General features: G+C 66.0%; 20 protein-coding genes and 1 pseudogene. 13 read left to right on the top strand and 8 right to left on the bottom strand.

The genetic code is table 11. From position 1 onward, the window contains the following. Positions 1-252: 252 nt before the first annotated feature. Complete coding sequence (locus tag ACI3EY_RS17040; RefSeq protein WP_405041251.1) at positions 253-1,614, bottom strand: ParB/RepB/Spo0J family partition protein; 1,362 nt, start codon at positions 1,612-1,614, stop codon at positions 253-255. 473 nt (positions 1,615-2,087) lie between these two features. Between ACI3EY_RS17040 and ACI3EY_RS17035 the strand changes: the two genes are divergently transcribed. Continuing rightward, complete coding sequence (locus ACI3EY_RS17035) at positions 2,088-2,264, top strand: hypothetical protein (protein ID WP_405041250.1); 177 nt, start codon at positions 2,088-2,090, stop codon at positions 2,262-2,264. A 98-nt stretch (positions 2,265-2,362) separates the two neighbouring features. Beyond that, complete coding sequence (locus tag ACI3EY_RS17030; protein ID WP_405041249.1) at positions 2,363-3,154, top strand: hypothetical protein; 792 nt, start codon at positions 2,363-2,365, stop codon at positions 3,152-3,154. 47 nt (positions 3,155-3,201) lie between these two features. On the opposite strand, the pseudogene ACI3EY_RS17025 reads toward ACI3EY_RS17030, so the two are convergent. The 7 genes and pseudogenes from ACI3EY_RS17025 to ACI3EY_RS16995 form a co-directional block, all read right to left on the bottom strand. Next, positions 3,202-3,723, bottom strand: a pseudogene (locus ACI3EY_RS17025) (IS3 family transposase); the annotation flags it as partial. Between the two features lie 63 nt (positions 3,724-3,786). After that, positions 3,787-4,131, bottom strand: a complete 345-nt coding sequence (locus ACI3EY_RS17020) for a hypothetical protein (protein WP_405041248.1) — start codon at positions 4,129-4,131, stop codon at positions 3,787-3,789. A 1,017-nt stretch (positions 4,132-5,148) separates the two neighbouring features. Then, positions 5,149-5,385, bottom strand: a complete 237-nt coding sequence (locus tag ACI3EY_RS17015) for a hypothetical protein (protein ID WP_405041247.1) — start codon at positions 5,383-5,385, stop codon at positions 5,149-5,151. 174 nt (positions 5,386-5,559) lie between these two features. Then, positions 5,560-6,948: a MinD/ParA family ATP-binding protein gene (locus tag ACI3EY_RS17010; protein ID WP_405041246.1), complete on the bottom strand. Its 1,389-nt coding sequence runs from the start codon at positions 6,946-6,948 to the stop codon at positions 5,560-5,562. Further along, positions 6,945-7,604, bottom strand: coding sequence for a hypothetical protein (locus tag ACI3EY_RS17005; RefSeq protein ID WP_405041245.1), 660 nt, complete (start codon positions 7,602-7,604; stop codon positions 6,945-6,947). The genes ACI3EY_RS17010 and ACI3EY_RS17005 overlap by 4 nt, the downstream gene beginning before the upstream one ends. Beyond that, entirely contained in the window at positions 7,601-8,740 is a 1,140-nt protein-coding gene (locus tag ACI3EY_RS17000; RefSeq protein ID WP_405041244.1) for a transglycosylase SLT domain-containing protein, read from the bottom strand. Before ACI3EY_RS17000 ends, ACI3EY_RS17005 begins: the two co-directional genes overlap by 4 nt. A gap of 18 nt (positions 8,741-8,758) precedes the next feature. Then, entirely contained in the window at positions 8,759-9,001 is a 243-nt protein-coding gene (locus ACI3EY_RS16995) for a helix-turn-helix domain-containing protein (protein WP_405041243.1), read from the bottom strand. Positions 9,002-9,131: 130 nt separating this feature from the next. Here ACI3EY_RS16995 and ACI3EY_RS16990 point away from each other — a divergent pair, with 130 nt between their 5' ends. From ACI3EY_RS16990 to ACI3EY_RS16940, 11 genes are all read left to right on the top strand, one after another. Then, on the top strand, positions 9,132-9,758 hold the full coding sequence (locus ACI3EY_RS16990) for a DUF6668 family protein (protein ID WP_405041242.1): 627 nt from the start codon (positions 9,132-9,134) through the stop codon (positions 9,756-9,758). Between the two features lie 6 nt (positions 9,759-9,764). After that, the gene (locus tag ACI3EY_RS16985; protein ID WP_405041241.1) at positions 9,765-10,049 is read left to right on the top strand and encodes a hypothetical protein; all 285 of its coding nucleotides are present in this window, start codon (positions 9,765-9,767) and stop codon (positions 10,047-10,049) included. 27 nt (positions 10,050-10,076) lie between these two features. After that, the gene (locus ACI3EY_RS16980; protein WP_405041240.1) at positions 10,077-10,889 is read left to right on the top strand and encodes a hypothetical protein; all 813 of its coding nucleotides are present in this window, start codon (positions 10,077-10,079) and stop codon (positions 10,887-10,889) included. 36 nt (positions 10,890-10,925) lie between these two features. Beyond that, positions 10,926-12,584: a hypothetical protein gene (locus tag ACI3EY_RS16975; RefSeq protein ID WP_405041239.1), complete on the top strand. Its 1,659-nt coding sequence runs from the start codon at positions 10,926-10,928 to the stop codon at positions 12,582-12,584. Then, positions 12,571-14,073 (top strand): SCO6880 family protein, encoded by a 1,503-nt coding sequence (locus tag ACI3EY_RS16970; RefSeq protein ID WP_405041238.1) that lies wholly within the window; start codon positions 12,571-12,573, stop codon positions 14,071-14,073. Before ACI3EY_RS16975 ends, ACI3EY_RS16970 begins: the two co-directional genes overlap by 14 nt. A 170-nt stretch (positions 14,074-14,243) precedes the next feature. Then, complete coding sequence (locus ACI3EY_RS16965; RefSeq protein ID WP_405041237.1) at positions 14,244-15,602, top strand: ATP/GTP-binding protein; 1,359 nt, start codon at positions 14,244-14,246, stop codon at positions 15,600-15,602. Next, a complete protein-coding gene (locus tag ACI3EY_RS16960) occupies positions 15,599-17,410 on the top strand; it encodes a type IV secretory system conjugative DNA transfer family protein (protein ID WP_405041236.1) in 1,812 nt (603 codons plus the stop codon). The genes ACI3EY_RS16965 and ACI3EY_RS16960 overlap by 4 nt, the downstream gene beginning before the upstream one ends. Further along, positions 17,400-17,840 carry a DUF4913 domain-containing protein gene (locus tag ACI3EY_RS16955; protein WP_405041235.1) on the top strand — a complete coding sequence of 147 codons (441 nt, stop codon included), beginning with the start codon at positions 17,400-17,402 and terminating at the stop codon, positions 17,838-17,840. Before ACI3EY_RS16960 ends, ACI3EY_RS16955 begins: the two co-directional genes overlap by 11 nt. Before the next feature lie 211 nt (positions 17,841-18,051). Further along, positions 18,052-22,524 (top strand): DNRLRE domain-containing protein, encoded by a 4,473-nt coding sequence (locus tag ACI3EY_RS16950; RefSeq protein WP_405041234.1) that lies wholly within the window; start codon positions 18,052-18,054, stop codon positions 22,522-22,524. 386 nt (positions 22,525-22,910) lie between these two features. Beyond that, a complete protein-coding gene (locus ACI3EY_RS16945) occupies positions 22,911-23,582 on the top strand; it encodes a hypothetical protein (RefSeq protein WP_405041233.1) in 672 nt (223 codons plus the stop codon). Further along, positions 23,575-24,540: an McrB family protein gene (locus ACI3EY_RS16940; RefSeq protein WP_405041232.1), complete on the top strand. Its 966-nt coding sequence runs from the start codon at positions 23,575-23,577 to the stop codon at positions 24,538-24,540. Before ACI3EY_RS16945 ends, ACI3EY_RS16940 begins: the two co-directional genes overlap by 8 nt. Positions 24,541-24,543: the final 3 nt, after the last annotated feature.

The following is a 24,543-nucleotide window of genomic DNA, read 5'->3' as shown; positions in this document are numbered from 1 at the left end:
GGGAGGCCGGCGACGTAGGAGCCGGCTTGTGCGCCGGGTGCGAGCCCGCACGATGGAATGCCCCGGAGGAGGAGGGAAGAAGAAACCTCTGCCGCCGCGCAGCGGCGACCGCCGGTGCCCGCCAGGGCACCACCAGAGAGTGCGCGTCGCCGCGCGACGCGCCCCGCTAGGGCGCCAGCCCGAGGTGCGAGCTCCGTCGAGCACACCCCCAAGGGGGTGGTGACCCACCCGCTGGGGTGGGCCACCATGGGGTCAGGCTTTGGGCTTGCGCGTCTTGACGGGCGCGATCTTCTGCTCGACGTCGCCGGGGGTGTAGCCCCAGGCGATGAACGCGGCCATGATCCGCTGGTCCCACTGGCTGGGGTTTCGCCAGGTGGCGCGGGACGCCTCGACCTCCCACTGACCGATAACTTGTAGCAGAGCCAGCATCGTCATCCGCGCCTTAGTGGTGCGGGTGGCAGTGACCTCCTGGTGCATCTTGGGCTGGTTGAGTACTGCGGCCACGTCGCCGCGACGGGGGTCGCGCGGGTAGCACCCGGTGCCGGTGATGTAGGCAGCGATCAGCGCTTCGGCTCCGGCAGGTGGGGTCTTGCGGGTGGCGAGCGTGGCCAGCCACTCGCGGCGGACCTCCACGGCGGCGTCCCATGCCTTGTTGTTGGCGATGAGTTCCTTGCGCTCTTGCTTCTGCTCCTCGGTCATCTTCTGGCCTTCTCCGGTCGCGGATCGCGCCGCGTAGGGGTCGGTGTGCCCGTGCTTGCGCCATCCGATGCACCACGGCTCGACGTTGGCGACGGCGCTGCCGTCCTGACCGCGCCGCACGTCGATGCTCACGGCGTGTCCTGGGCACTGGGCGTGCGCTTCGGGGTCGAGGGGGTTGCCCTCGGTGTCGGTGAGGCGGGAAACCTTGACGGTCTTTCCGTCGTAGGTGTACGACTCGACCACGGCTACGCCTGCGGCATCCTGTTCGGCCCGGGCCTGTTCGGAGACCTGCTCGTAGGTCTTGCTCCACCGTACTCGGGCGGCGGCGTGCTCGAACCGTCCCTCCTGGGCGGCGGTGATGAGTTCTTCGACGGCTTCCTCGTCGTCCTCGAACTCCGCCAGGGCTGCCGCCTCCTGGATCGTCAGACCATGCTCGGCGATGGTCCTGCGCTGCGTGGTGCCGACCACCGACAGGGCCGCCTCCACGCGCTCGGGCGCTTCGCCGGTGGCCTGGGCGATCTGCTCGGCGGTGAGTCCGAGGAGGCTGAACTGCTCGATCCCTCGGGCGTGGTCGTCCTCGCTCATCTCAGCGCGCCGCTCGTTCTCGTCCCACTGCTGACGCAGCGCGTCGATGTTCTCGGGCTTGTTCGGGTAGAGCACGGTGGGCACCTGCGTCGCGGTCACCAGCGCTGCCAGGGTGCGACGCTGGCCGGTGATGACGACGGGCTGGCCGTCCTCGTTGGTGTAGGCCGTGATCGGCACCAGGACACCGTTCTCCCGGATCGAGGCGATGAAGGCGGCGTCTGCCTGGACGTCCTCGGCGGTCGTGGCGCGGACGTTCTGGCCGACGATGAGCGCGGCGGGGTCCAGAGTCACGTAGGTGGCTGCTTCGGGGGACGGCTTGTTCTGCGACATGGTGTGCTCCTTGCTTGGTTTGCCAGCATTGCTTGGGTTAGTGGCCGGTCGACCATTTCCCGCCCCCTCCGGGGCAATGGAAGAAGCTGCGGGCGCTAGAGCGCCCGGTGCAGCCACCCGTAGGGCGTACCGACCTGGAGCAGGTGTGAGGAGATAAGCGCAGCGCCGAGCAGCTGCGGGGGAGGGGAGGCCGGCGACGTAGGAGCCGGCTTGTGCGCCGGGTGCGAGCCCGCACGATGGAATGCCCCGGAGGAGGAGGGAAGAAGAAACCTCTGCCGCCGCGCAGCGGCGACCGCCGGTGCCCGCCAGGGGCAGCATCGCCTTAAGCAGCCGACCAAACCGCCTCCCCGACACCTGAGGTCGTCGGCCAACCATCCTCTTCTCTGCACGCAGCTCTGACGCCCCGTAGTCTGGAAACCGCGCTCTCAAGCCCGCAGGACCGAGTTCGTTGTAAGTAGATCAAGGAGGACAGCATGGATCCGCTCACTGGCGGAGTGTTCACGATCGTCGTGCTAGGCGTAGTTGCCTATGTAGCTCACTACGTGATCCGCAAGGCCGTCCTGAGTGCTCTCCATGAGTTTTTCAGCTCTGGCAACCGCCCCTTGCCCACCCGCGACGGCAAGATCTTGCCCGAGGAGAAGAGAGAGTAGCTAGGCCCTTGCAACCCCAAAAAACTTATGTTAGCGTGAATTGAATCCTCGCTTTTCCGAGGGGGATTCACTTTAGCCAACTAGATTGGACTGGGATAGTGCAAATCAAGCGAATCGTGCCCACGGCCTTCTCTATGGCGCTTGTGGCTTCCGCCATGGCGGCACCTGCTTCAGCGAGTATTCGTGGCGAACACAGTGACGGAGAGGGAATTACCGCTGAAGAGTTCCACGATGCGATAGCTGATTATCGATTGGAAAATCCGCAAGATATTGAAGGCCTTGAATCTTTGGTAGTAAGTTTGGGGGGCGATGTCTCTATCTCGACCAGCGCCAGCGGACCCACGGATGGACGTACCGCGAACGCAGACATGCGGAACGACCCATCTGAGATGGGTGCACTGGACTTTCCCACAGACGCCTTCGTCGTATCCATTGTGAGCGCCAGCCATCCGGCGAGTACCACAGCGGACATATCCGGTCACTGGAACTGGCGTGACGACTTCGTTGGCCAAGGCGCACCGGTTGACATTGCGGCATTGCAGCTTAGCAGCGGATGTGGGCAGTTCCTCAGCCACAGTAGCGCTACCTACACGTACGACGGAACCTCTACCAATCGTGGGACCCTCCGTGAAAGTGGTGTAGGAACAAACTCGCCAACATGGAACATTGATGACGCGGTTAGCAACTTCACGAACTACGCTGACAATGGAGTTGTTGCAGTCACCTATGACAAGTCCGATTGTTCTGGAGTTGTGCAGGCGGCATTTACCTACGAAGGAAACAACGGTGGGTCGCTGACTGGAGTTAGTGTCGGTTGGGGAATCATGAACGTCACCTACAACAGCCCGAACCTGTTCCTGCAGAAGTCTTCGAGTCCAACCACCATCTGAGATACTGCCTAGCACTTCTGGGGTTGACCCCGTCTGGTGGACATCGGCTAAGCGGCTTCTTGGGCCGCGGTGGTGCTCCGGTGCTCGAACGCTACCGGAGGGATCTGGCCGAGGGCGCTGTGGCGCCGGCGGCGGTTGTAGATGTTCTCGATCCAGGAGCTGACGGCGTGGATCGCTTCGGCGTGGGTGGCGAAGTAGTGGCGGTCGTAGAACTCGGTCTTCAACGTCGACCAGAAGCTTTCGATCTGGGCGTTGTCCCAGCACACACCGGTGCGCCCGACCGAGAGCAGCACACCCAGCTCCTGTGCGGCGTTGGCAAGCTGGGTCGAGGTGTATTGACAGCCCCTGTCCGCGTGGAAGATCACACCGCCCGTAGGAGCGTCACGGAAGGTGACCGCCCGGCGCAGCGCGCTCTCCACGACGTCGGTGTGCAGGCTGGATGAGAAGGCGTAGCCGATGACGCGCCGGGAGTGCCCCTCGCGGACGGCGCACAAGTACAGCCACCCGTGTCCGGTGGCCAGGTAGGTGATGTCGCTTGTCCACACCACGTTCAGCGCACCACGGTCGAAGGCACCCATAAGGGCCTTTCCTGCCAGTCGCACTCGGCCGGTCAAGATGTCCACCCAACGGGGTCAACCTTGCTTCTGAGATTTGAGGGGGTGACAGACCGCGCAGCGGTAGGCGAGGGCGTCGGCGGGTTCCCAGCGTTGGCGGGTGTGTTCGTCGCAGTGGCCGCACCAGGTGGGCCAGGTGGCGCGGCCGCCGGCGGCGGTGTCGTTGAATCCGGCTCGGGGGTGGTCGTTGATGGGATCGAGCTGGCGCAGGAACCATGCGAGGACGGCGGCGGGGCGGGTGCGGATGCGCTCGGTCCGGACGGCCGTGTAGCCGCAGCGGACGGTGATGGTGTCGATGCCGTCGATGAGGTCTTGGGCTGTCCAGGGCCGTTCCCCGGTCGCGAAACGGTGCAGAGAGGGCACCAGGGACGCGATTTTCTCGTGCTGGAGCCACGGGATACGGTCCTGGACCGATCGAGCGAGGTGCACGACCGGGGCTGGGCGCCGCCGCCTTGGTGGGAGCGGCCGCGAAGCGGCTTCCTTCATCGCAGCGCCGCTTGCGGCGCTGTCGGTAGGACTATCCAAGGTGAGGTTAAGAGGATGCCTCGCCCTACCACTGGTAGGGGTGACACGGTCCACAGGAAGTCGGAGCCGGCGGGGGATGCTGAGAGCAGATTCTGTGGATAACCCGCGCTGTCGGGATCCTCGACGGCGGCAGGCCAAGGACTCGTCAGCGGTGAGCATTCGACCGGGTGAGACGTCAACGAGGAGGCCTAGTCGTCGGGCGTAGGCGCGGCAGCGCTGGACGGTGCGCTCGGAGACGCCCATGACCTGGGCGACGGTCGAGGGGCGGACGACGAGGCGGCGGCCGGTGCGTCGGTGCTGGACGTAGTTGGACTCGATCTCTGCCCAGAGCTTGAAGGTGTCGATGTCGATCCGGGGCCTGTGGCGTGTGCGCCCTCGGGCGCGCCGGTAATCGTCGTCGGCCAAGGCGAAGGGGATCACGATCCCCAGCCAGTGCACCCGGCCGTGCCAGACGGGGATACGGGCATATGCACCTTCGGGTGCTGGTTGGTGGTGGCCGCGGTGGCGGTTGGCCCAGCCGCGGTCTTCTTGGTGCCAGCGCGGCAGGATCGCGTGTCCTCGGGGTGCGCGGGAGGCTGCCCGGACGAGGGGTGCGTCATCGGGCAGGATCGCGCGTTGCTGGTCCAGTCCGCGCAGCGCGGCGCGGGCGTAGGCGCGGGCCGCGCGCAACTCGGCGTCGCTGGGATGCTGGCGCGCCGGTGAGGGGTGCGCTAAAGTGGGCAGCACAAAGCCGCCTCCTCACTTCTCATGCGAGGGCGTATATCGGGGCCGAGCTGCTAACTCGGCTTCACTTCGACTCCAGACCCCCTGTTGGCGCAGGGGGTCGAGTCATGTCCGGGCCTTGCCCGGATCGCGTCATCCGGTCAGAGGAAGCTCCTCGCACTGCCGGTTCTGCTTGGTCCACCAGGTGGGGACGCCCTCGCTGTCGAGGGTGTGACCTACCTGCAGGAGAGCGGCCTCCACGAACTCGGAGTTGCTGACGCCGAGTCGCTCGGCGCACTCAGCGACCAGCTGCGCGGCGGCAGGGTCGACCCGAGCGAAGAGCCCGTGCGTGTTCTTCGCCGTGCCACGAGGACGTCGTCGGGAGGTCATGCGCGGAACGCTACTGATAGCGAAAGCACAACGGAGCCGCGACACGCCGTCACCTCTGTGGTTCAGGGGACGGGTGATGTTGACAGGGGCAAGACTTGTAGGAGCGGGCAGGATGCGCCGCGTCATCACAGTCCTCCTCGGTGTGGCCGGGGTTGTCCCGGCAGCCGGCGCACATCATGAAGGAAGCCCCCGGGCCACCTCGGCCGCCGCGTGTAGCCACGCGCGCTGCGTTGCGGGACGTAACGCGTCGTGGCGGATGACGCCGGTTTGCAGCGCGGGGTCGTAGGGGACGGTGACCACGGACAGGCCCATCTCTCGGAATCCCTTGACGATGCGCTCCAGGTTGGGATCGTGTCCTGCGGTGCGCTGGGAGACGAGGACGATCGCGTTGCGGGCGAGAGCGGCGGAGCGTTCGTCGCGCGCTGCGAGAGCTTCGATGAGGCGGGCGCCCGCCTCGGCGGTGTCTTCGACGTTGGTGCAGGGCACCACGAGTCGGTCGGCGTGTTCGACCATGGCGCGCCAGTTGGGGGCGCGCTCAGAGTTGCCGGAGTCCATGACGACCATCCGGTAGTACCGGGCGGCGACCTGGTGCACCAGGTCGACTTCTTCGGCGGTGACGATGTGGTCGCCTTCGACGGACTGATCTGACCAGAGGACGTCGTACTTGTCGGCTGGCTGGTGGTGCACGTAGTGCGCCATCTCGGCGTGCTGGGCGTGGTTGGACATGAGTTTGTCTACGTGGGGAAGCAGGTCCAGGACGGTCGCTTTGTGCGCTGAGGCTTCGGTGCGCCAGGCCAGTGAGCCGCGGGTCTCGTTGTTGTCCCACGCCAGGACGCCGGCGCCGCTGTGTCGGGCGAACACCGCTGCTAGGCAAGCTGTGGTGGGCGTCTTTGCGGCGCTGCCTTTGCCGTTGACAACGGCGATGGTGCGCGGTCCGCCCCAGTGTTGGGACACGGCTTCGACGTCTCGGCGCATGGCCAGTTCATCGGGCCCGGGGGCGAGGCGCAGCCCGAGCCCGTTGAGCGTGCCTCGCCAGCCGTGCTGCGCGGGCTGGACTGCGCGGCCCGCGGTGATGAACGAGGGACGCTCGTGGATCTGCTCGCGGGCCTCGCGCCTGCTTTGCGGCTCCGGCGGTGGCGCTGATGAAGGCGCAGGGGTGTCGGTCTGGTGAAGATCAAACGCCGCCGATGACGGTGCCGGTGGGAGCGTCACCGGAGGTTCTGGTGCGGCAGCGGGGGTTGACGCCTCCTTGGCGGGGTGGGTCTTGGGTCGGTCGGTGCCGTGGTCAGAGGCGGTGACGCGACCGGCGGGGTCGATGGTGACGTGCCAGAGCCCTTCTGGGTCATCGATGGTGACCTTCGCGGCGCGATCCATGGGGGCGGCCACGTTCTCCGCGATCCAGCTGCGCGCCTGGGCGCGTGCCTGGAGGGTGCTGTCCGCCTCGAGGGTGTGGACGGTGCCCATGCGGTCGATGCGCACGACCGCAGGGGAGCTGTCTTCGCTCTGGTCTCCGGTGATGGTGACCGTCGTGATGGGCCACTGTGCTGTGTTGTAGGCGGTCATGGTGTGCCTCCTTGGGCGTCGTCGTCGTACCAGTCGGTGACTTGCCACGGTTGATCGGTGTCGGCGCGGATGAGGGTGACCAGCACGGACGTGTCCCGCGGTGGTAGGTCAGCGTCGTGTGCGGTGACGGTGGCCAGGATCGGGACCTCGGTCACGAGCCCGTCGACGTCGAGCAAGCCCGCCTCGACGGCGGGGTGCTCGGAGAGCTCCGCGGACAGGTATCCGCTGTCTCGCTCCAGCTCGAGCCAGTCGGCACCACCACTGCCCGGCCGTGGTTCGGTGAGGGTGGCGGCGTACTCGTCGGTGGCCCAGCGTGCGGCGCGACGGTCGGCGTCAACGGGGGAGAGGTCGATGGACGCGTCTGAGGTGAGGATGGTCGCTGCGAAGGCGTTGGCGACGGCGATGGGGTCCTCCTGGTCGACCTGCGCCGGGTCGAGGTCGAGGCCGCGGGGTTGTCCGTCTTGGCCGGTAGGGGCCGGCTCCGGTGTCCAGGTGGACACGTCCAGGGGTGGCGCGGCTGTGCCGATCGCCGGATCGCTGGGCGCCTGTTGGCTGGCCTCGGCGGGTGTGGTCGGGGAGTCGGTGGTGTTGTCGCCGCTGCATCCGACCAGGACGAGGCTCGCCGTCAGGGCGAGAGCGAGTCGAGCGGGGGTCATGGCAGGGCCTCCTCGGGGTCGAGCCAGAGGCCGCGGGGATGCGTTCCCTGGCGAGGCTTGTGCGGGATGAGCGGTGCGTCAGGGTCTCCGCCCTGGGCGCGGTAGGACACGTGGACGTGGTCCTGGTGGTCCAGGCTGGGGTTGACCACACCACTGTCGTGGTCATAGGGCACCCAGGCGTCGATCGCGTCGGGGTTCCAGATGTAGTTGTAGAAGATGATGTAGCGCACGCCCAGCCGTTGAGCGTTGACCTGCGTCCAGTGCGCGTGCTGCCAGTTCTGTTTGGCCCCCTCGGGGGTGTTCCAGGGTGTGCTGGCGGCGCTGTCGACCGCGAGGCCGAGCGGGTGGTCTGAGCCGGGACTGCTGCCTCTGGCACGCCACCCGCTGGTGATGAGGATGTTCGAGAAGACTGTCTCGGTGCAGCGCAGCCCGCGCAGAGCAGGGGCTTGCAAGCCGCGCTCGAGCGGGTTGCTTTGGCTGGGGCAGGACGTGGGGGCCGGGGTGTACCCGTCGAGAGGTGGTTGGCCACCGCCGGCGGTGCTGGCCGCGTACTCCACCCGCAGGTCGAGAATCTTCGGGATGTACTGCTGGGTCTCTCGGTAGGGCGGGACGCCCCCGTACTCCAGGACGGCGCCGGGACCGGCGTTATAGGACGCCAGGGTGAGGGTCATCGTCTGTCCGGGAGGCAACGATCCGTCGTCCTCCCAGGTGCGCACCAGGTCTTGCAGTGCGCACATGAACCCGGCCTGGGAGACGATCGCGTCAGCGGGGGTGAACGGGTCAGCCTGACCATCGCCGTCCCCGTCGCGGCCGTACTGGGCCCACGTGGCCGGCATGAACTGCGCCAGTCCCTGCGCGCCAGCGTTGGACACGGCGTCGGGGTCCCACCCCGACTCGGCGTCGAGCTGGGCCGCGAGAAGTGGGCCGTCGACCCCCACGCACTCCTGGTGTGCGGTGTCGATGAGTTCGGCCCACTCGGTCACCGGCACCTTGTCGTGGTCCAGGGGCCACTCCGCACCGCCGGGAAGCGGTCCGGGGTCGGGCTGGGGGTTGTAGACGTCCTCGGGCGCGCCACAGGCCGCAACGCTCAGCGCAAGGCCGATCGCCGCAAGTCTGCTGAATCCCCCTCGGTTCATGGTGCCTGCGCAGTCGGGCTACTCCCGCGCGTCCTCCTGGTGACCATCCTTCCCCCGCATGTTGTGCGCGGAGTGCAACCATGCGCGGAGCTCCTCGCGCAGGATCATCCACCCGCCACCAGGTAGCCGGATGCCCGGAAAGTCTCCTGCCTGCAGCCACCGCAGGACCGTTCGTTCACTCACCCCTAGAACCTCTCCTACCTGGCGTGCGCTCATCCGCTCGGGCTGGCCATCCACCAGGGCATCGATCAAGTGGCTCATGTCCACAGATTGCCAGGCCAACACGGATAGCACCGTATCGCATCTGAGGCGGATATGTCATGATTTGTCTGACAAGATAAGATTTGACGTACTTGGACACATCGCTTAGCGTCGTAGGCGTGTGGTACCCATGAACCTTGGGGAGCCGGTTGGGCGGAAGGGGGTCGATATGAGCAACCCATGGCTGGACACAACGGATGTTCCGGTAGCCGCTAGTGCGCCAGTTCAAACAGGGGACGAGCCTGACGTTCTGCGAGGTGTGGGTCAGCCGATCCCAGGGATTCCACCTGTAGATCAGGCAGACCGCTTGCGTGTGGTGGAGGTGCCGAGCCTGGAGCGCGTCTGCGTAGTGGGCACCCACGGCGGCGCCGGAGAGTCGACTCTCGCGGCGTGGCTGGGCGGGCGGGCGACGGAACGTTCGTGGCCCTCGTGCCCGCAAGGAAAGCCTGTGGTCGTGCTGGTGGCACGCACCACCGCGACCGGCATCGAGTCAGCACGACGGGCTGCACGTCAGTGGGCTTCGGGAGATGTGCAGGTGCAGCTGCTCGGGCTGGTGCTGATCGCTGACGCTGGGGGCAAGTTGCCGACGCAGATTCGGCACCTGATCCAGCACTTGTCGGGGGGATTACCGCGTACCTGGACAGTCCCGTGGGTGCCCAGGCTTCGGCTAGAACCCGAACCCTCACCGTCCGTCCCGACCGGGCCAAGCGCCCGGGTGGTGCGGTCCATCCAACAGCTCATCACTGAGAAAGGCTGAACCAGCATGAACACTCTTATGACCGTCTCCGCGGCGCTGCAGGCTGGCGTTCCCAACCCGTCCCCTGAGGCACCTCCCGGCGCGGACGGCTTGCTCATGGTGCTGAACTGGCTCGCGTGGATCGCCCTGGCGATGGGGGTGGTGGGCTTCATCATCACCGGAATGATGATGATGCTCCAGAACTCGGGACGCATGGGCGGTGGCGGCGAGAGCGCCGGCCGTCTCGGATGGGTCATGGCCGGCTGCATCGTCGTCGCCTCTGCCGGTGGCCTCGTGGCCATGTTCTCCTGACGCGCCTAGCTGATCGAGGAGCGAAACATGCCGCGCAGAGATGAGCTGGACGATTCCCGCCCCTGGTACGCCAAGCCCGGGTTTCTCGTGGCCGCTGCCTTCGTCATGGTCGTCCTGCTGGTCGGCCTCGTTGTGACATTCGGCTTCACGCGGGGTGGAGGTTCTGACACCGAACCCTCCGAGACGAGCACTAACGCCGCGCCGGAGCCGCCCGATGTTGACCAGGAGACCGGAACGGCATCAACAGGGACCGCAGAGGGGACAGCGGCCCCCGAAGCGGACGGCGAAACCGGGTGTGAAGCACCTGAAGGGTCGGACCCACAGGCTGCTCTCACAGTGCCCCCGGACGTCGAATGGTTACCGACCGGCGAAGTCCCCGCGGCGCTAAGTGAGCGCGACGGCCCTGAGCAGCGGGAGGCGCTGCTCTCCTGCTACGCCCAGACTTCAACCGGTGCTCTACTGGCCGCCTACAACTTCTTGGCTCAGTACCGAACCTCGTCCAATGACCCTGTGGAGGTCTTCGAAGCTCTTGCCGACGAGAGCGGTCCCCGGTACGAGGAGTTGATGGAGTACAGCCGAACGGGGTTTGACAGCCCAGAGGCCTACGGTCCGTTCTCCCCCTTGGGGTATCGCTTCTACTCCTACGCGGATGACCAGGCCGAAGTCGCACTGGTCCACGCGATATCGGACAACACCGGCACGATGACGAGTCTTGACGTTGTGACGGTCCGCTGGACCGGGGACACCTGGACGGTATGGACGTTGACCGACATCGAACCGGTCTCAGAGCTCCCTGCCGGGTTCGTGGCCTGGGGTCCTGCCGTAGACCGCGAAGAGTGACAGGGGGCTGGGCCTATGTGCCTGAGCAGAGAGTGCATGGGGGATGCGGCTAGCAACTGGTTTGACGCGCAGCTCGAGCGCTTCACGAGTCTGCTGTTCGAGGCCGCGGGGAACCTTGCAGGGGACATCGCCACTGCATGGGTGAATTTCCCGCTGGTTCCTCAGCTGGGGGAGTGGGTCGGGGGCGGTGTATGCGACCCGATCACGGGTGAATGCACAGACCCGAGGTTTCAGCCGGCGGATGTGTTCGTGTTCTTTGCGCAGGAACTGCGGTGGTGGTCCCTGGCGTTCGTGGTGCTCGGCCTGATCGTGGCGGGCATCCGCATCATGTGGACGCAGGAGGGGCGTCACCTGAAAGACGTCCTCCAGTCGCTGATCACGTTCGTGCTCATCACGGCTTCCGGTACGGCGGTCGTGGCGCTGCTGCTGTCTGCGGGCGATGAGTTCTCGGTGTACATCCTCAACCGGGCCACGGAGGACGGGGGTATCGGTGAGGGGATCACGCGCGTGCTGTTCCTCAACGAGGGGAGCGAGTTCTGGCTGGAGGAGCAGGCTCTCGGCTGGGTGATGGCCATTCTCCTGCTGCTCGTCGCGGTCCTGGTGTTTCTCCTGCAGGTGATCTTGCTCGTCGTGCGCGGTGCGTTGCTCGTCGTCATGGTGGCGATGTTGCCCGTCGCGGCGGCGGCGGCCGGTACCCAGGTAGGCAAGCAGATGCTCGGAAAGTACACGGCCTGGTTGTTAGCGTTGATCCTCTACAAGCCCGCGGCCGCGGTGATCTACGCAGTCGCGTTCCGGCTGTCACAGTCGGACGCGTCGCTGCTGGCTGCGGTCACTGCCATTGCCATCTTCATCTGTGCGTTGTTCATGCTTCCCGCGTTGCTGCGACTGATCGTGCCGGCCACCTCGGCGGTCGCCTCCGGCGGTGGCGCAGGCGGTTTGGTCGCCGCCGGGGCGGGCGCGGCCGTGGCCACTGGTGCTGTGGCGATGACCGGTGGTGCAGGGGCAGCGTCGGCGGGGGGCGCTGGCGCAGCCTCTGGTAGTGCCTCCAGGGCACCGGGCGCGGGTAGCGCTGGCGCTGGGTCTATCTCCGGTGGTGGGTCCGCCTCGGGTGGTGGGTCCGGTCGTGGTGGACCGGGCGGCAGCAAGCCGGGACCGGCAGGTGGTCCGGGTGGAGGCGGCACTTCGGGCGGGCAGGACAGCGGCGCGGGCGTCGCGCCGGCCGGTGGAGACTCGGGCCCTGGCGGCCAGCCCTCAGCGGGTGGGTCGGCTCCATCAGCGGGCGGGCCTGCCGGCGGGGATTCCGGTCCTACGGTCGGTGGCACCGGCGGGGGGACGTCAGGCTTTAGTAGCAGTAGCGCCTCTGGCGCGAGCAGCGTTTCTCAGGCCGCCGGCAGCAGTCAGGACAGTGGTTCCCCGGACGGGGGGCAGTCCGCGTCCGGGCAGGGCGGAGGGTCTGTTCCCTCAGGCGGCCAGCACGGTCCAGCTCGTCAGCGCGCCGCTGGCGCTGGGGCGGGATCACCGGCGCCTAGCGGGGAACAGGCCGCAACTGGTGGCCCGCAAGGATCACCCGCGGCTCGCGCGCCGAGCGACACTGCCAAGCGGGCGGGACGTGGGGCGGCCGCTGGGCGACGCGCGTTCGACGAAGCCCGCGAAGAACTAGACAGTGAGGAAGGTGGTCCGCGTGGTAGCAACTGAGGCGGACAAGCGCCCGCCGACGTACGGCAACTGGCGGCGACCTGACAAGGGGGGCCTCGGCAACTTCTCGACGTTGGGGACGCTGCTGCTCGTGCTCGGCCCGGTCGTGATGATCGTGCTGTTCCTGTCACCTCTCGGGTGGCAAGGCGCTCTGGTGTGGATTCTGTTCATTGGGATCCTGCTGGGTCTACTGGCGATCCGCGACAAGCACTACCGCACGGTGCTCCACCACGTAGGCGCTGGTGCCGGATACGCCTTCGCGAGGATGCGCGGTCGCGCGGTGGCCCGCACAGGCCCACTGTCTCGGGTGCCCTACGGGCGACACACGCTGCCGGGTCTGCTGGCGCAGTCTGAGCTGAGCGAGCACCGGGACTCGTTTGGGCTGCCGTTCGGGATGGTGCACATTCCTGCGACACGCAGCTTCACGATCATCATGGCCTGCGAGCCGGACGGCATGAGCCTTGTCGACCAGGAGCACATCAACCAGCGGGTGGCCCAGTGGGGAGGGTGGCTCGCCGCGCTAGGCCACGAGCCAGGCTTGGAGGCCGCCACGGTGACGATCGAGACGGCCCCGGACTCCGGGTCGCGGTTGCGCCGAGAAGTAGGAACGAACCTCCAGGAGGACGCACCGGCTCTGGCGGTCGAGATGTTCGGGGAGGTCATGGATACCTACCCAGAAGGCTCAGCCTCGGTGAAGGGGTACGTCGCGCTGACCTACAAGGGCGATGGTCGACGTCGACGCGACGCTGACGCGGTCGCCCGGGAACTAGCCTCACGGTTGCCGTCTCTGCGCGCGGGACTGTCTGGCACCGGTGCTGGTGTGGCGGTCCCGATGACGGCTCAGGAAATCTGCGAGCTGGTCCGCGTCGCCTACGACCCCGCCGCTGCAGGCATCCTCGAGCGCGCAGCTGCCGACGGACAGGTGCCCGAACTGTCGTGGGACGACTGCGGACCGGTCACCACCGCTGCTGCCTACGACTCACTTGTCCATGACTCGGGCCGCTCCCGCACCTGGGAGATGACGCTGCCTCCGCGAGGCGAGGTCTACAGCGACGTGCTGTACCCCTTGTTGGCCCCGATCAGTGAGGTCACCCGCAAGCGGGTGACCATGCACTACCGACCCTATGAGCCGGGCCGCGCAGCCCGCGTGGTCGAGTCCGACCGTGACCGCGCAGCGTTCCGGGTGACGAGCGCCAGCCGGGCCTCGGCACGAGTCAAGACGCTGCAGCGTGCGGCTGAGCAGACTGCGACGGAGGAAGCGCGCGGCGCGGGGTTGGTGAACGTAAGCCTGTTGGTGACCGCGACCGTCCCGCACGATGAGGGGATGGCGGACGCGGCCGCGGTGGTCGAAAGCATTTCTGCGTCGTCTCGGGTGCAACTGCGCCCGGTGTACGGGGCGCAAGACTCCGCCTTCGCAGCGGCGCTACCGCTCGGGTTGCTGCTGGACAAGCACACGAGGGTGCCCAGCGACGTGCGGGGGATGCTGTGAGCCGGTCGAGAGGAAGCTCGAAGGCCTCCGGTCCCGCGCGTGCGGGACTGCGCGGATGGGCCGTTGACGGTGGCGGACAACCGGGCTGGTTGCAGCCACCACCTGAGTTCCGGGCCACGACGGTGCAGGCGTGCGGCCTATGGCCGTTCGCGGCCGGCGCTGGCGCCCCGATGACCGGCGTCCCGGTGGGACGGCACCTGGCCACTGGGGCGACCGTGTGTATGGACCCCATCTCGTGGTTCATGCGCGCGAACCTCATCAGCAACCCGTCGATGTTCACCCTCGGCCTGCCTGGACTAGGTAAGTCGTCGCTGACGCGGCGAATCTGCCTAGGGCTGGCCGGCTACGGCGTGCTGCCGTTGATCCTGGGGGACCTACGCCCGGATTACGTCCAGCTCATCCGGGCGATCGGTGGCCAGGTCATCGCGCCCGGGCAAGGAGCCAGGCTGAACATCCTCGACCCAGGCGATGCCACAGACGCTGCGCGCCAGCTGACCGGGGAGGCCCGGGAGTCAGTACTGGCCGATGCGCACCGCCGCCGGGTGGTGATGATGACCGCACTGTTGACGATCAGTCGCCGCTCCGAGCCGACCGATACCGAGACCGCCGTGCTGGACCGGGCCCTGCGGGTGTTGGACGAGCGCCTCGCCACTTCGGGTCGGGCACCAGAGCTCAAAGACGTCTACCAGATCATCGAGGACGCTCCCGAAACCATCCGCGAGGTCGTCCTCGACCGCGGGTCCATCGACCGATACCAGGAGGCGACCAGCGGCTTGCAGCGCAGCCTCCAGGCGTTGCTGACGGGTCGCCTCGGAGAGTTCTTCTCCGGGCAGACCACGACCCCGATGCGTCTGGATCGGCCCGTCGCATTCGATGTGTCCGCGATCGGTGACAACGACCACGACCTGCAGGCGGCCGCGCTCATGGCGTGCTGGTCTACCGGGTTCGCCAGCGTCCATGTCTCGAACGTCCTCGCAGACGCCGGCCTGGGGCCGCGCCGTTACTACTTCGTGGTGCTGGACGAACTGTGGCGGGCGCTACGCGCTGGCGCCGGGATGGTTGATCGCGTCGACCAGCTGACGCGGCTCAACCGGGCTGTGGGGGTGGGGATGTCGATGATCTCCCACACCTTCGCCGACCTGGACTCCCTGCCTAGAGCTGAGGATCGAGCCAAAGCCAAGGGCTTCATCGAGCGCGCCGGCATCGTCGTGACCGGTGGGCTACCGAGCAAAGAGATCCCCGACCTGGGACAGATCGTGCGCTACTCCGATGCCGAGGCCGACATGCTGGCTTCCTGGAGCACCCCTCCTGGATGGTCCTCGACCGAGGGCCGGGAATCCGAGCCACCCGGACGAGGCAAGTTCTTGATCAAAGTCGGTGAGCGTCCAGGCATACCGTTCCGCACCCAACTGACTCGGTGCGAGCGGGAGGTCAACGACACCAACCGCATGTGGCACCGCGACCCTGCGGCGGCCGACCGGCTCGAGGACTCACTGAACGTGGACCCCGAGGAACAGGAGTTCTCATGAGCGCGACGAACAGGTCCAGCGGCAGCGGGATGAGCGGTGAGCAGCTGCTGCCCTGGATCTTCGTGGGCCTCGCGTTGGGCGGTGGCGGGTTGGTGTGGGTCTCGGTCACGCTCGGCTCCCGGTGGGCTGGCGTCGATCTGCCCGAGGGGAACCCGATCGAGCGGATTCTGTCCGCGTTCGGGGTGGGCGTCCCCGCCAGCACCTGGCTGCAGCCGGAGTCGACGATCGTCGCCGGAGGCATAGCCCTGGTGTTACTGGTATTGCTGGCGTTGATTGTGGTGCTGCGCGCCCGCAAGGGTGGCCGGCGTAGCCGCGTCGACGCAGCAGGTGCCCACATGGGGCGGGGCCGCGACATCTCAGCGTTGTCCCGGCAGAACGCGATGAGCACCGCGAAGCGCCTCGGCGTCGCTGAGAACAAGAGCGCCCCCGGCCTACCGGTCGCCACAACCCTGAACGGGCAACCTCTGTTCTCCACCTGGGAGGACGTGACCCTCGATATTTGGGGACCACGCACGGGCAAGACGACCTCGCGGGCCATCCCGGCGATCATGGCCGCACCGGGCCCAGTCGTGGCGACCTCGAACAAGCGGGACCTGACCGACGCCACCCGCGGGCCGCGGGCCGAGCACGGGAAGGTGTGGGTCTTCGACCCCCAGCAGATCGTTGACGAGCCGCAGACCTGGTGGTGGAACCCGCTGACCTACGTCACCGACGAGGTCCAAGCCACGAAGATGGCCCGCAGCTTCGCCGCGTTCTCCAAGGACCCCGACTCTCGCGGGGACGCCTACTTCGACACCGCCGGTCTGGACCTGCTCACCGGCCTGCTCCTGGCCGCCGCCGAGGACAATCGCCCGCTCACCGACGTGCACCACTGGCTGACGCACCCCACCGATGACGAGGCCGCGCAGATCCTGCGCGAGAAGGACTACCCGCTGCTGGCCACGTCGGTGCAAGCGACGATCAACACCCCAGAGAAGCAACGTGCCGGTGTGTACGGCACGGCCCTGAAGATGTGCGGGTTCATGGTGAACCGGCAGGCCATGGCGTGGGTGAGCCCACCGCCGGCGACGCGCCGCCACGAGGTGGCCGAGTTCGACCCTGCCCTGTTCGTGCGCTCATCCGGGACGCTGTACGCCCTGTCGAAAGAGGGCGGCGGCTCCGCCGGCCCGTTGGTGACCGCGATGACGGTCGCCGTCACCGAAGCCGCAGAAGCCTACGCACGCACCCAACCGGGCGGCCGGTTGGCGGTACCGATGGTCGCGGTCCTCGACGAGGCCGCCAACGTGTGCAAGTGGCGGGACCTACCCGACCTGTACAGCCACTACGGCTCCCGAGGAATCACCATCTCCACGATCCTGCAGTCCTGGTCCCAAGGGGTGGAGGTCTGGGGCAAGGAAGGGATGCGCAAACTGTGGTCGGCCGCAAACGTCGCCGTCTACGGCGGCGGTGCCCGCGAGACCGAGTTCCTGCGGGACCTGTCCGAGCTGATCGGAGAGTACGAACGGCCTAACCGGACCGTGAGCCACGGCAAGAGCGGGCGTCAGGTCTCCACCCAGTTCCAACGTGAGCGCATCCTCGACGTCGCGGACCTCCAGGCAATGCCCCGTGGCCGTGCCGTGGTCCTCGCCTCGGGCGCCCGGGCCACGCTCGTACAGACCGTTCCTTGGATGAACGGGCCCCACGCCGAACAGATCAAGTCCTCCATCGCCACGCACGACCCGCAGGCCGAACGCACCCTCGACACCCTCACCGGTGGTATGGACACCGCCACCCGAGAAGCAGGACGGTGGGACCACAATGTCAGCTGAGGACGAATGGGCCGACGAGCCAACACCGGCACCGGCACCGGCACCGGCACCGAAGGACGACACCACGCAAGACCAGCCCAAGGACGAGCCGGAGTTGTTCTACCCCGACCTTCCGCGCTTCGTCTCCGAGTGGCTTCTCCAGGTCTACCGGAGACCGCTTGGTCAGGGACGCACGTGGTGCCCCCAATGGTGGGAACATCCCGAAGCGATCGTGCGACTCGAAGCGCTCTGGCGCAGTTGGGAACACCTACGCCTCGACGCAGCCACCGGTATGTCCATCTGGCTCCGCGACCACGCGGACCATCACATGAGCGTGCTGCTCGACGAACACGGCCCGTTCAAGGGGTGCGGCGTTGAGCGCGGCCACACCACACGGCCGCTACCACCGTTCATCCAAGAAGGGCAAGCCCCCGCCGGAATGTTCGACTAGATACTCCCGCTCTGACTTTTCCTAGCCGCCGACAGTGCGCGCCAGCACGTGGATCTATACAGGAAACCTATATACCTTCGGAAGGTAAAAGTCCAGAGGGTCGATGGTAACGAAAACGTGACCTACATAACGTGACAACAACGGCGACGCACGCTATACGTTTATCGCAGCGCCATGCAGGGTGGCGCATGCTGGGACTTTAGGGGTTCTTGTGAACGTTTGGGCGCGTGGTCTTGCAGGTGTGGTCTCGGGGGTTTTGGTGGGGGTGGTCGCGGTGCCGGCGGGTGCTGAGCCGATCGTCACGACTTCTGGGGCGCAGACGCCGCTTGAGGAGCGGGCGGGCCCGTATGCCGAGGCGGAGGAGCCTGAGGTTGACGCCCCGCTGGAACCGCGGAAGGCTGTGGCCCAAGACCTTCCCGGTACTGGCCTGCAGACAGGCGATGAGGTGCTCACAGAGCGGACAGCCTCGTCCAAGACGTTCGTCGGTGAGGAGGCTGGCACGTTCGAGACCCGGTTGTACGGGAGCCCGGTTCATTTCCCCGCCGCTGACGGGGACACCGAGGAGCCCACCGAGTGGGTCGAGATCAACACCGACCTCGCACCGGCTGACTCTGGTCGGGTGGCCCCGACCGCGACCGATGTCGAGATGTCGATTGCGCAGTCCTCCGGGGATGAGTCGTTGGTGCACGTTGACCTCGGTGAGGATGCCGGGTCGATCTCTTGGGGCCTCTCTACGATCGGCGACGGGCAAGCGCGCGGGCAGGACGTTCCGGTCGAAGGTGAGGTCGAAGGATCCACGGTCACCTACGACGTTGCCGATGACGTGCAGGTGTTGGTTGAGGCCGTCCCGACTGGCGTGAAGGAAGACATGATCTTGGCCGGGCCGGACGCCCCGACCGCGTACGAGTTTGCGTTGACCCTGGATGGGGTCGAAGCCATCGAGGCTGGTGGCGGCGTCCACTTCATCGACGGCGATGATGAAGTGGTCGCTTCCATTCCGGCCGGGTTCATGGAGGACGCTAACGGTGTCTTCTCCGACGGCGTCGAGCTGTCCTTGGCCGGTGAGGGCACCCAGCGGGTCCTGCGCGTGGAGATCGATCAGGACTGGTTGAACGAGCCGGACCGGGCATTCCCGGTCGCAGTCGACCCCACAGTCAACCTGACCACGGGCCTGCATGACACCCACGTGCGGTCGGACGCTCAGGCCAACTTCTCCGGGTACCCCGACCTGCGCACTGGCCTGGCCTTGGGCGGCAGCAAGGCTCGGGCACTGATGAAGTTTGATTTGTCTTTCCTTAGTGGCAAGAGCATCGACGACGCTCAACTGCGCCTGTTCAACGAGAGGTCCCTGACCTGCACTCCCTCAGAAGTGGCGGTCTACGCCGCGACGCAAGCCTGGGATCAGGCCACCGTGTCTTGGCCCGGCCCAGCTCTCGAGACCGCCAAAGCCGGATCCGTGGACTTCGCCGCTGGTGGACTGGGTTGTGTCCCCGACTGGGCCAGCATCGGAGTTGACGATCTGGTGAGCGGATGGGCTTCCGGCGACATCACCAACCACGGGTTGGCTGTGGTTAGCTCGGAGACGTCCACGAACGGGTACCGGGAGTTCACCTCTTCCGAAGGGCTGAGCACGAACCGGCCCTACCTGCTTGTGTCCTGGAGCGAGCCGCTGCTGGGCAACCTGGGGTACTACACCCTGAATACCGAGCAATTGACTGACCGCACCCAGATGCACGTCAATGTGGCCACCGGCAACCTGATGATCCAGGCGGCCGACGTGCAGGTCCCCGGCGTAGCCGACATGAACCTGTCGATCGGGCGCTGGTACAACAGCCGCGAGGACACCATCAACCCCGCCAGCGCCGGGATCCCAGGTTCCGGGTGGACCCTGGACACCGGGAGCGATATCCGCTTCTCTGTACCCGGCGCAGGCCAGTCCGGCTTCTTCGAAGGCCCCTCGGGATACCGCATCATCTTCCCCGCCAACTCCGCAGCCGATGGCGGATTCGATAAGCCTGTGGGGTTGAACGCGACCGCGACCGCGCTGTCCTCAGGGCCGCAGGACTACAAGGTCGAGATGCACGAGAGCGGGATGAGCTACTACTTCATCAACGGTCCCGCCCTGGACTACGTCGAGGACAAGCGCGGCAATCGGATCAGCCTGACCTACGGCGCCGGTGAGCGAGTGTCCTCGATCACCGACACCAAGGGCGGTGTCACGACCTTCACCTACGGGTCTAACAATCGGGTCGCGACGATCACCGACCCCTTCAACCGGGTCGCGTCCTACACCTACGCCGGGCTGGCGCTGACCTCGACGACCGACTTCGCCGGCAAGAGCACCCAGTACACCTACGACAGCAACCAGAACCTGGCCAGCCTGACCGACCCCCGAGGCAACACCACAAGCTTCACCTACGACAGCTCCGACCGGCTCACCCGCATTGACTGGGCCGATGGAGGGCACACCACCTACACCCACCCCTCGGGGGGCGACGGCGGACGCGTGTCAACCGTGCAAATGACTGACCCTAACGGCGGCGAGCCCTGGGAGTACCAATTTGACAACAACGCCCGCCTGCTGAAGTTCATCTCGCCCCGCGCCGCCGATGGTGAGTCCTACGCCTACGACGCGTTCAACTCCGTCACCAGCTACACCACCAACAGCGGTGGCACCGGCACCGCCCTCTACGACGGGTACAACGTCACCTCCTTCCAAGGGGATAGCGGCGCCGAGTCCACCTTCGAGTACGACGACGACGGCAACGCACCAAACCGGCCCGTCAGCTACACCGACTCCAAGGGTGTGGCACTGGACTACCAGTACAACAATGACCAGGAGATGACTCACGTCAGCAACGATGGGGCCATGAAGGCGCAGATGACCTACCGCACCGCGTCCCAGTCCTGCTCGGGGTCACTGGCCAGCGCCAAGGACGGCAACAACAACACCACGACCTACACCTACAACTCGCGGTGCAACCTGACCAAGATCACCCGCCCCGCCCCACTGGGGGCGATCACCATGACCTACGACAGTCTGGACCGGCTGCGGACCATCACCGACGGTCTCGGGAACAGGCAGACACACAGCTACGACACGATGGACCGCCTCACCCGAGTGGACTACTTGCTTCCGAATGCAGCGGTGCCCACCAGCCGGGTCAGTTACACCTACGACGTCAACGGCAACCGGACCGCCCGCACCGACCTCCACTCCGGACAGACCAAGACGTCGACCTGGGCCCTGGATGCGCGGAACCGGTTGACCACCGAGACGCTGCCGAACGTGAGCAACAGCTACACCTACGACCTGGCCGGTAACCTGGCGACCATGACTACCCCGTGGGGTACCACGTCCTACACCTACGACGACGAGAACGACGTCGCCACGATCACCCCACCGGCCGGGAATCCCATCACCTTCGACTATGACGAGCACACCTACGCCGCTGTCATCTTCCCCAATGGCGTGCATGACGCCCAGCACTACGACACTGATGGCCGCATCCAGCAGATCGACCAGTACCGCTCCGGGGGCTTGTCGACTACCCAGCTGGCACGCTTGGAGTACTCCTACACTGACCCTGCCGGGAATCCCACTGAGTCGGTCCATGAGATCAGCGACCCGATCTTCAACGTCGAGACCGAATACACCTACGACACCGACGGCCGCATCGAGACCAGTCACGGGGTCTCGGAGGGCGACATCCTCGAGAACAACTCCTACACCTACGACAACAACTCCAACCGCACCGCCTGGTCCACGGCAGGGATTGGCAACACCACCATCGACTACACGGCCCAGTACAACGCCGCGAACCAGATGACGTCCATGACGAGGGTCGATGGGCCGACCACCGCCTACACCTACGACGCCAACGGCGCGCTCGCCTCGGCCACGGATGGCACTGCTATCAGCTACGACGTCCGAGGACGAGCAAGTTCGACCACTCACAAGTACGCCGGCAGCCTCGGCGCCCAGACCGCGACCTACGACGGGACAAGCCAGGTCGAACGCACCAGCTACGGCAACACCACCTTCAAGCATTCCATCCTCGGTGTCGCCTCAACCACGACCACCGAAGGGACCCGCAACTATGTGCGGGCACCCGATGGGCGAGTCCTGGCCGAGTACCGGCCTGACGGGTCTTGGCGGTACTACCTCACCGACCACCTCGGCTCCATCGTGGGTGGCACCGACGCCACCGGGACCCGGACCGAGTCCTACGGGTACGACGCCTACGGCGACTACACCTACGGCTCCGGCGGCGGCACCGACCTCATCGGGTTCCGCTACACCGGCGAATGGCTCGACGGCAACGCCGTCACCGGCAACGGCTACTACAAGATCGGCCACCGCAACTACGACTCCCAACTAGGCCGTTGGACCCAGACTGACCCCCTCCACCGCGCCACCAACCCCACGCAACCCTCCGAAGCAAACCCCTACAACTACGCCGGCTGCAACCCCACCAACCAAACAGACCCCACAGGAACCTGCAGTTACCTCGTAGTGGCCGGGCTAGCTACTATCGTCGCCGGTATTCTAACCGCGGGAGCAGTAGTAGGAGGCGTCTACGTAGCGGGATACTTTTTCTCAGCACAGGCACTAGGTCTTGCCGCTGGCGCCAGCGGCATACAGGCAGGAATATCAGCAATTATGGCGGTCGCAGAATGTTAAACTCGGTTGAGGGCATAGCGCTCCTCTTATTTTTCTGCCTCTGTCTCTTGCTTGCCACCTTGGTGTTCTCTAAGAAAATCCCCAAAGGCATCTTGCTCGGCGTAGCAGGCGTCGTCGTCATTGTAGGAATAGTGGCTGTTGTTTACGGCGTCAATATGCGCTAGCACTAAACAGTACTGCCATGGCGGTTGATTTTGACGAATAGGTCGTGTATTCCTGATTCTTGACCAAATGACGCGCGGCGACCGTCTTTGCGCACGCTCAGCCCTGCCGGCCTTCGTCATTCGCAAGTACAGCTTCAGGTGACAGTACCGAGCACCGATCCGCCAGGTCGCCAAGTTGGGCCGACGGGGTCGCGTGCCGGAAGGGGCGCTAGGGTGACCTGCGTGGCTGAAGGTAAGACGACCGCGACTCACGTCTTGAGCAAGGAAGCCGTCCGATGGGCCGTCGACACTCTCGGGGCGCAGAAACTGCACCCGACGTTTGTCATGTACTTGTACCTTCGCAGAGAAGATCGAGCGGGCCGTCTGCCCGAGGCATCCGCCTCATCTGAGGACGTCCTCTCGCTCATCCGGATGCCAGGGCATCCCACGAAGCCGTACTACTTTCCGTTGATTGACCGAGGGGAGCGCACCGGGGATCCACTGCCGCGCTTCTGGCGCAACGACAACATCGCTGGCAGCTGGTCCCCTGGCTCGATCTATCGTCTGAGGCGTGGCGGCTGGTTGGGTGTTGCTACGGGTGGATACGCGATGCCCGATGACCATGTCGAGCGCGCCATCGAGGATCTGCTGTACGGGATCCCGGTGTCAGCGTTGGCACTAGGAGCTTACTTCCTACGCAACGACGGCTTCGTCTTGTCTGGGGAGCCTTCAGCGCTCGACGTGGTCAGTGGGTTCCGCGAGAAATTTGACTATCCGCGGAGCGCGGACAGCGAATTCTCGAGACTGTTCACCAGCGAAGTGCCTGCGGACCGTGAGGGCTCGTGGTTCGAGCTCTTCTCGCCCAACCGAAGCCAGGCAGAGCTTGCTGGCAGCGAGGAGCCAGGCGATGCTTGAGGGACTCGTCACGGGAGTCAGGACGCTAGTCGCCGATGACTTAGACATCGGTGTGCGCGCCAAGGCCACTACCGGCCACGCGTCGTCCTCGCCCGATGCACCTGAGATTACCGCGGACCACCCGCGGGTGCAGGAGATCGTGCGACTAGCTCAGGTGTACGGCGGAGTGCTCCTCTCTGGTCCTCCTGGTACGTCCAAGTCCTTCTTCGCCGCCGCGGCAGGCCAGATCATGGCCGGTGGAGACACCCGTCGATACCAGTTCGTGCAGTTCCACGCTAGCTACCAGTACGAGGACTTCATGTCGGGCTTTGCACCGACGGAGACTGGCTTCCGCCGGAAGGAAGGCCCTTTCCTTCGCTTGGTGAAGGCCGCAGCGGCGGACCGCGACAGCACCTATGTGCTTGTGGTCGACGAACTGTCCAGAGCAGACGTGGGACGGGTCTTCGGCGAGGCACTGACCTACATCGAGCGCAGCAAGCGCGAACTGTCCTTCACCATCGCCAACAGCGAGAAGATCGTGATCCCGTCCAACTTCGTCGTCCTCGCGACGATGAACCCCTTCGACCGGGGAGTCGACGAGGTTGACGCGGCCTTCGAGCGGCGCTTCGCCAAAATCTCCATGGAACCTGACCGGGAGCTCCTCGATGAGATCCTTACCATCAACGAGATGCCAGAGGCTCTCAGGCGCCGCGTCGTGACCTGGTTCGAGCGGATGAACGGCCTTGCCAAGAGCAACCCTGCAGCGGCCGTTGGCCATGCCTACTTCTCGGACGCCAGCGACGAAGGGTCGCTGCGGGACATCTGGGACTACCAGCTCCAGTACCTGGTGCAGCGTGCGTTTCGGCGCGACCAGCCCAGCCGCGAAGCAATGGAAGCGAGCTGGGAGCACGTCTTCTCAAGTCCCGACCCTGTCGCCGAGGCGCGTCCGGAAGGAACGCCCCCCGAACCTGAGGTTTGACGC

Origin of the sequence: Serinicoccus shuyuelongi (assembly GCF_045032955.1) — a bacterium.
Lineage (GTDB): Bacteria > Actinomycetota > Actinomycetes > Actinomycetales > Dermatophilaceae > Ornithinicoccus.
The sequence above is the reverse complement of the archived record's forward strand: the minus strand, read 5'-3'. Positions and strand labels throughout refer to the sequence as shown.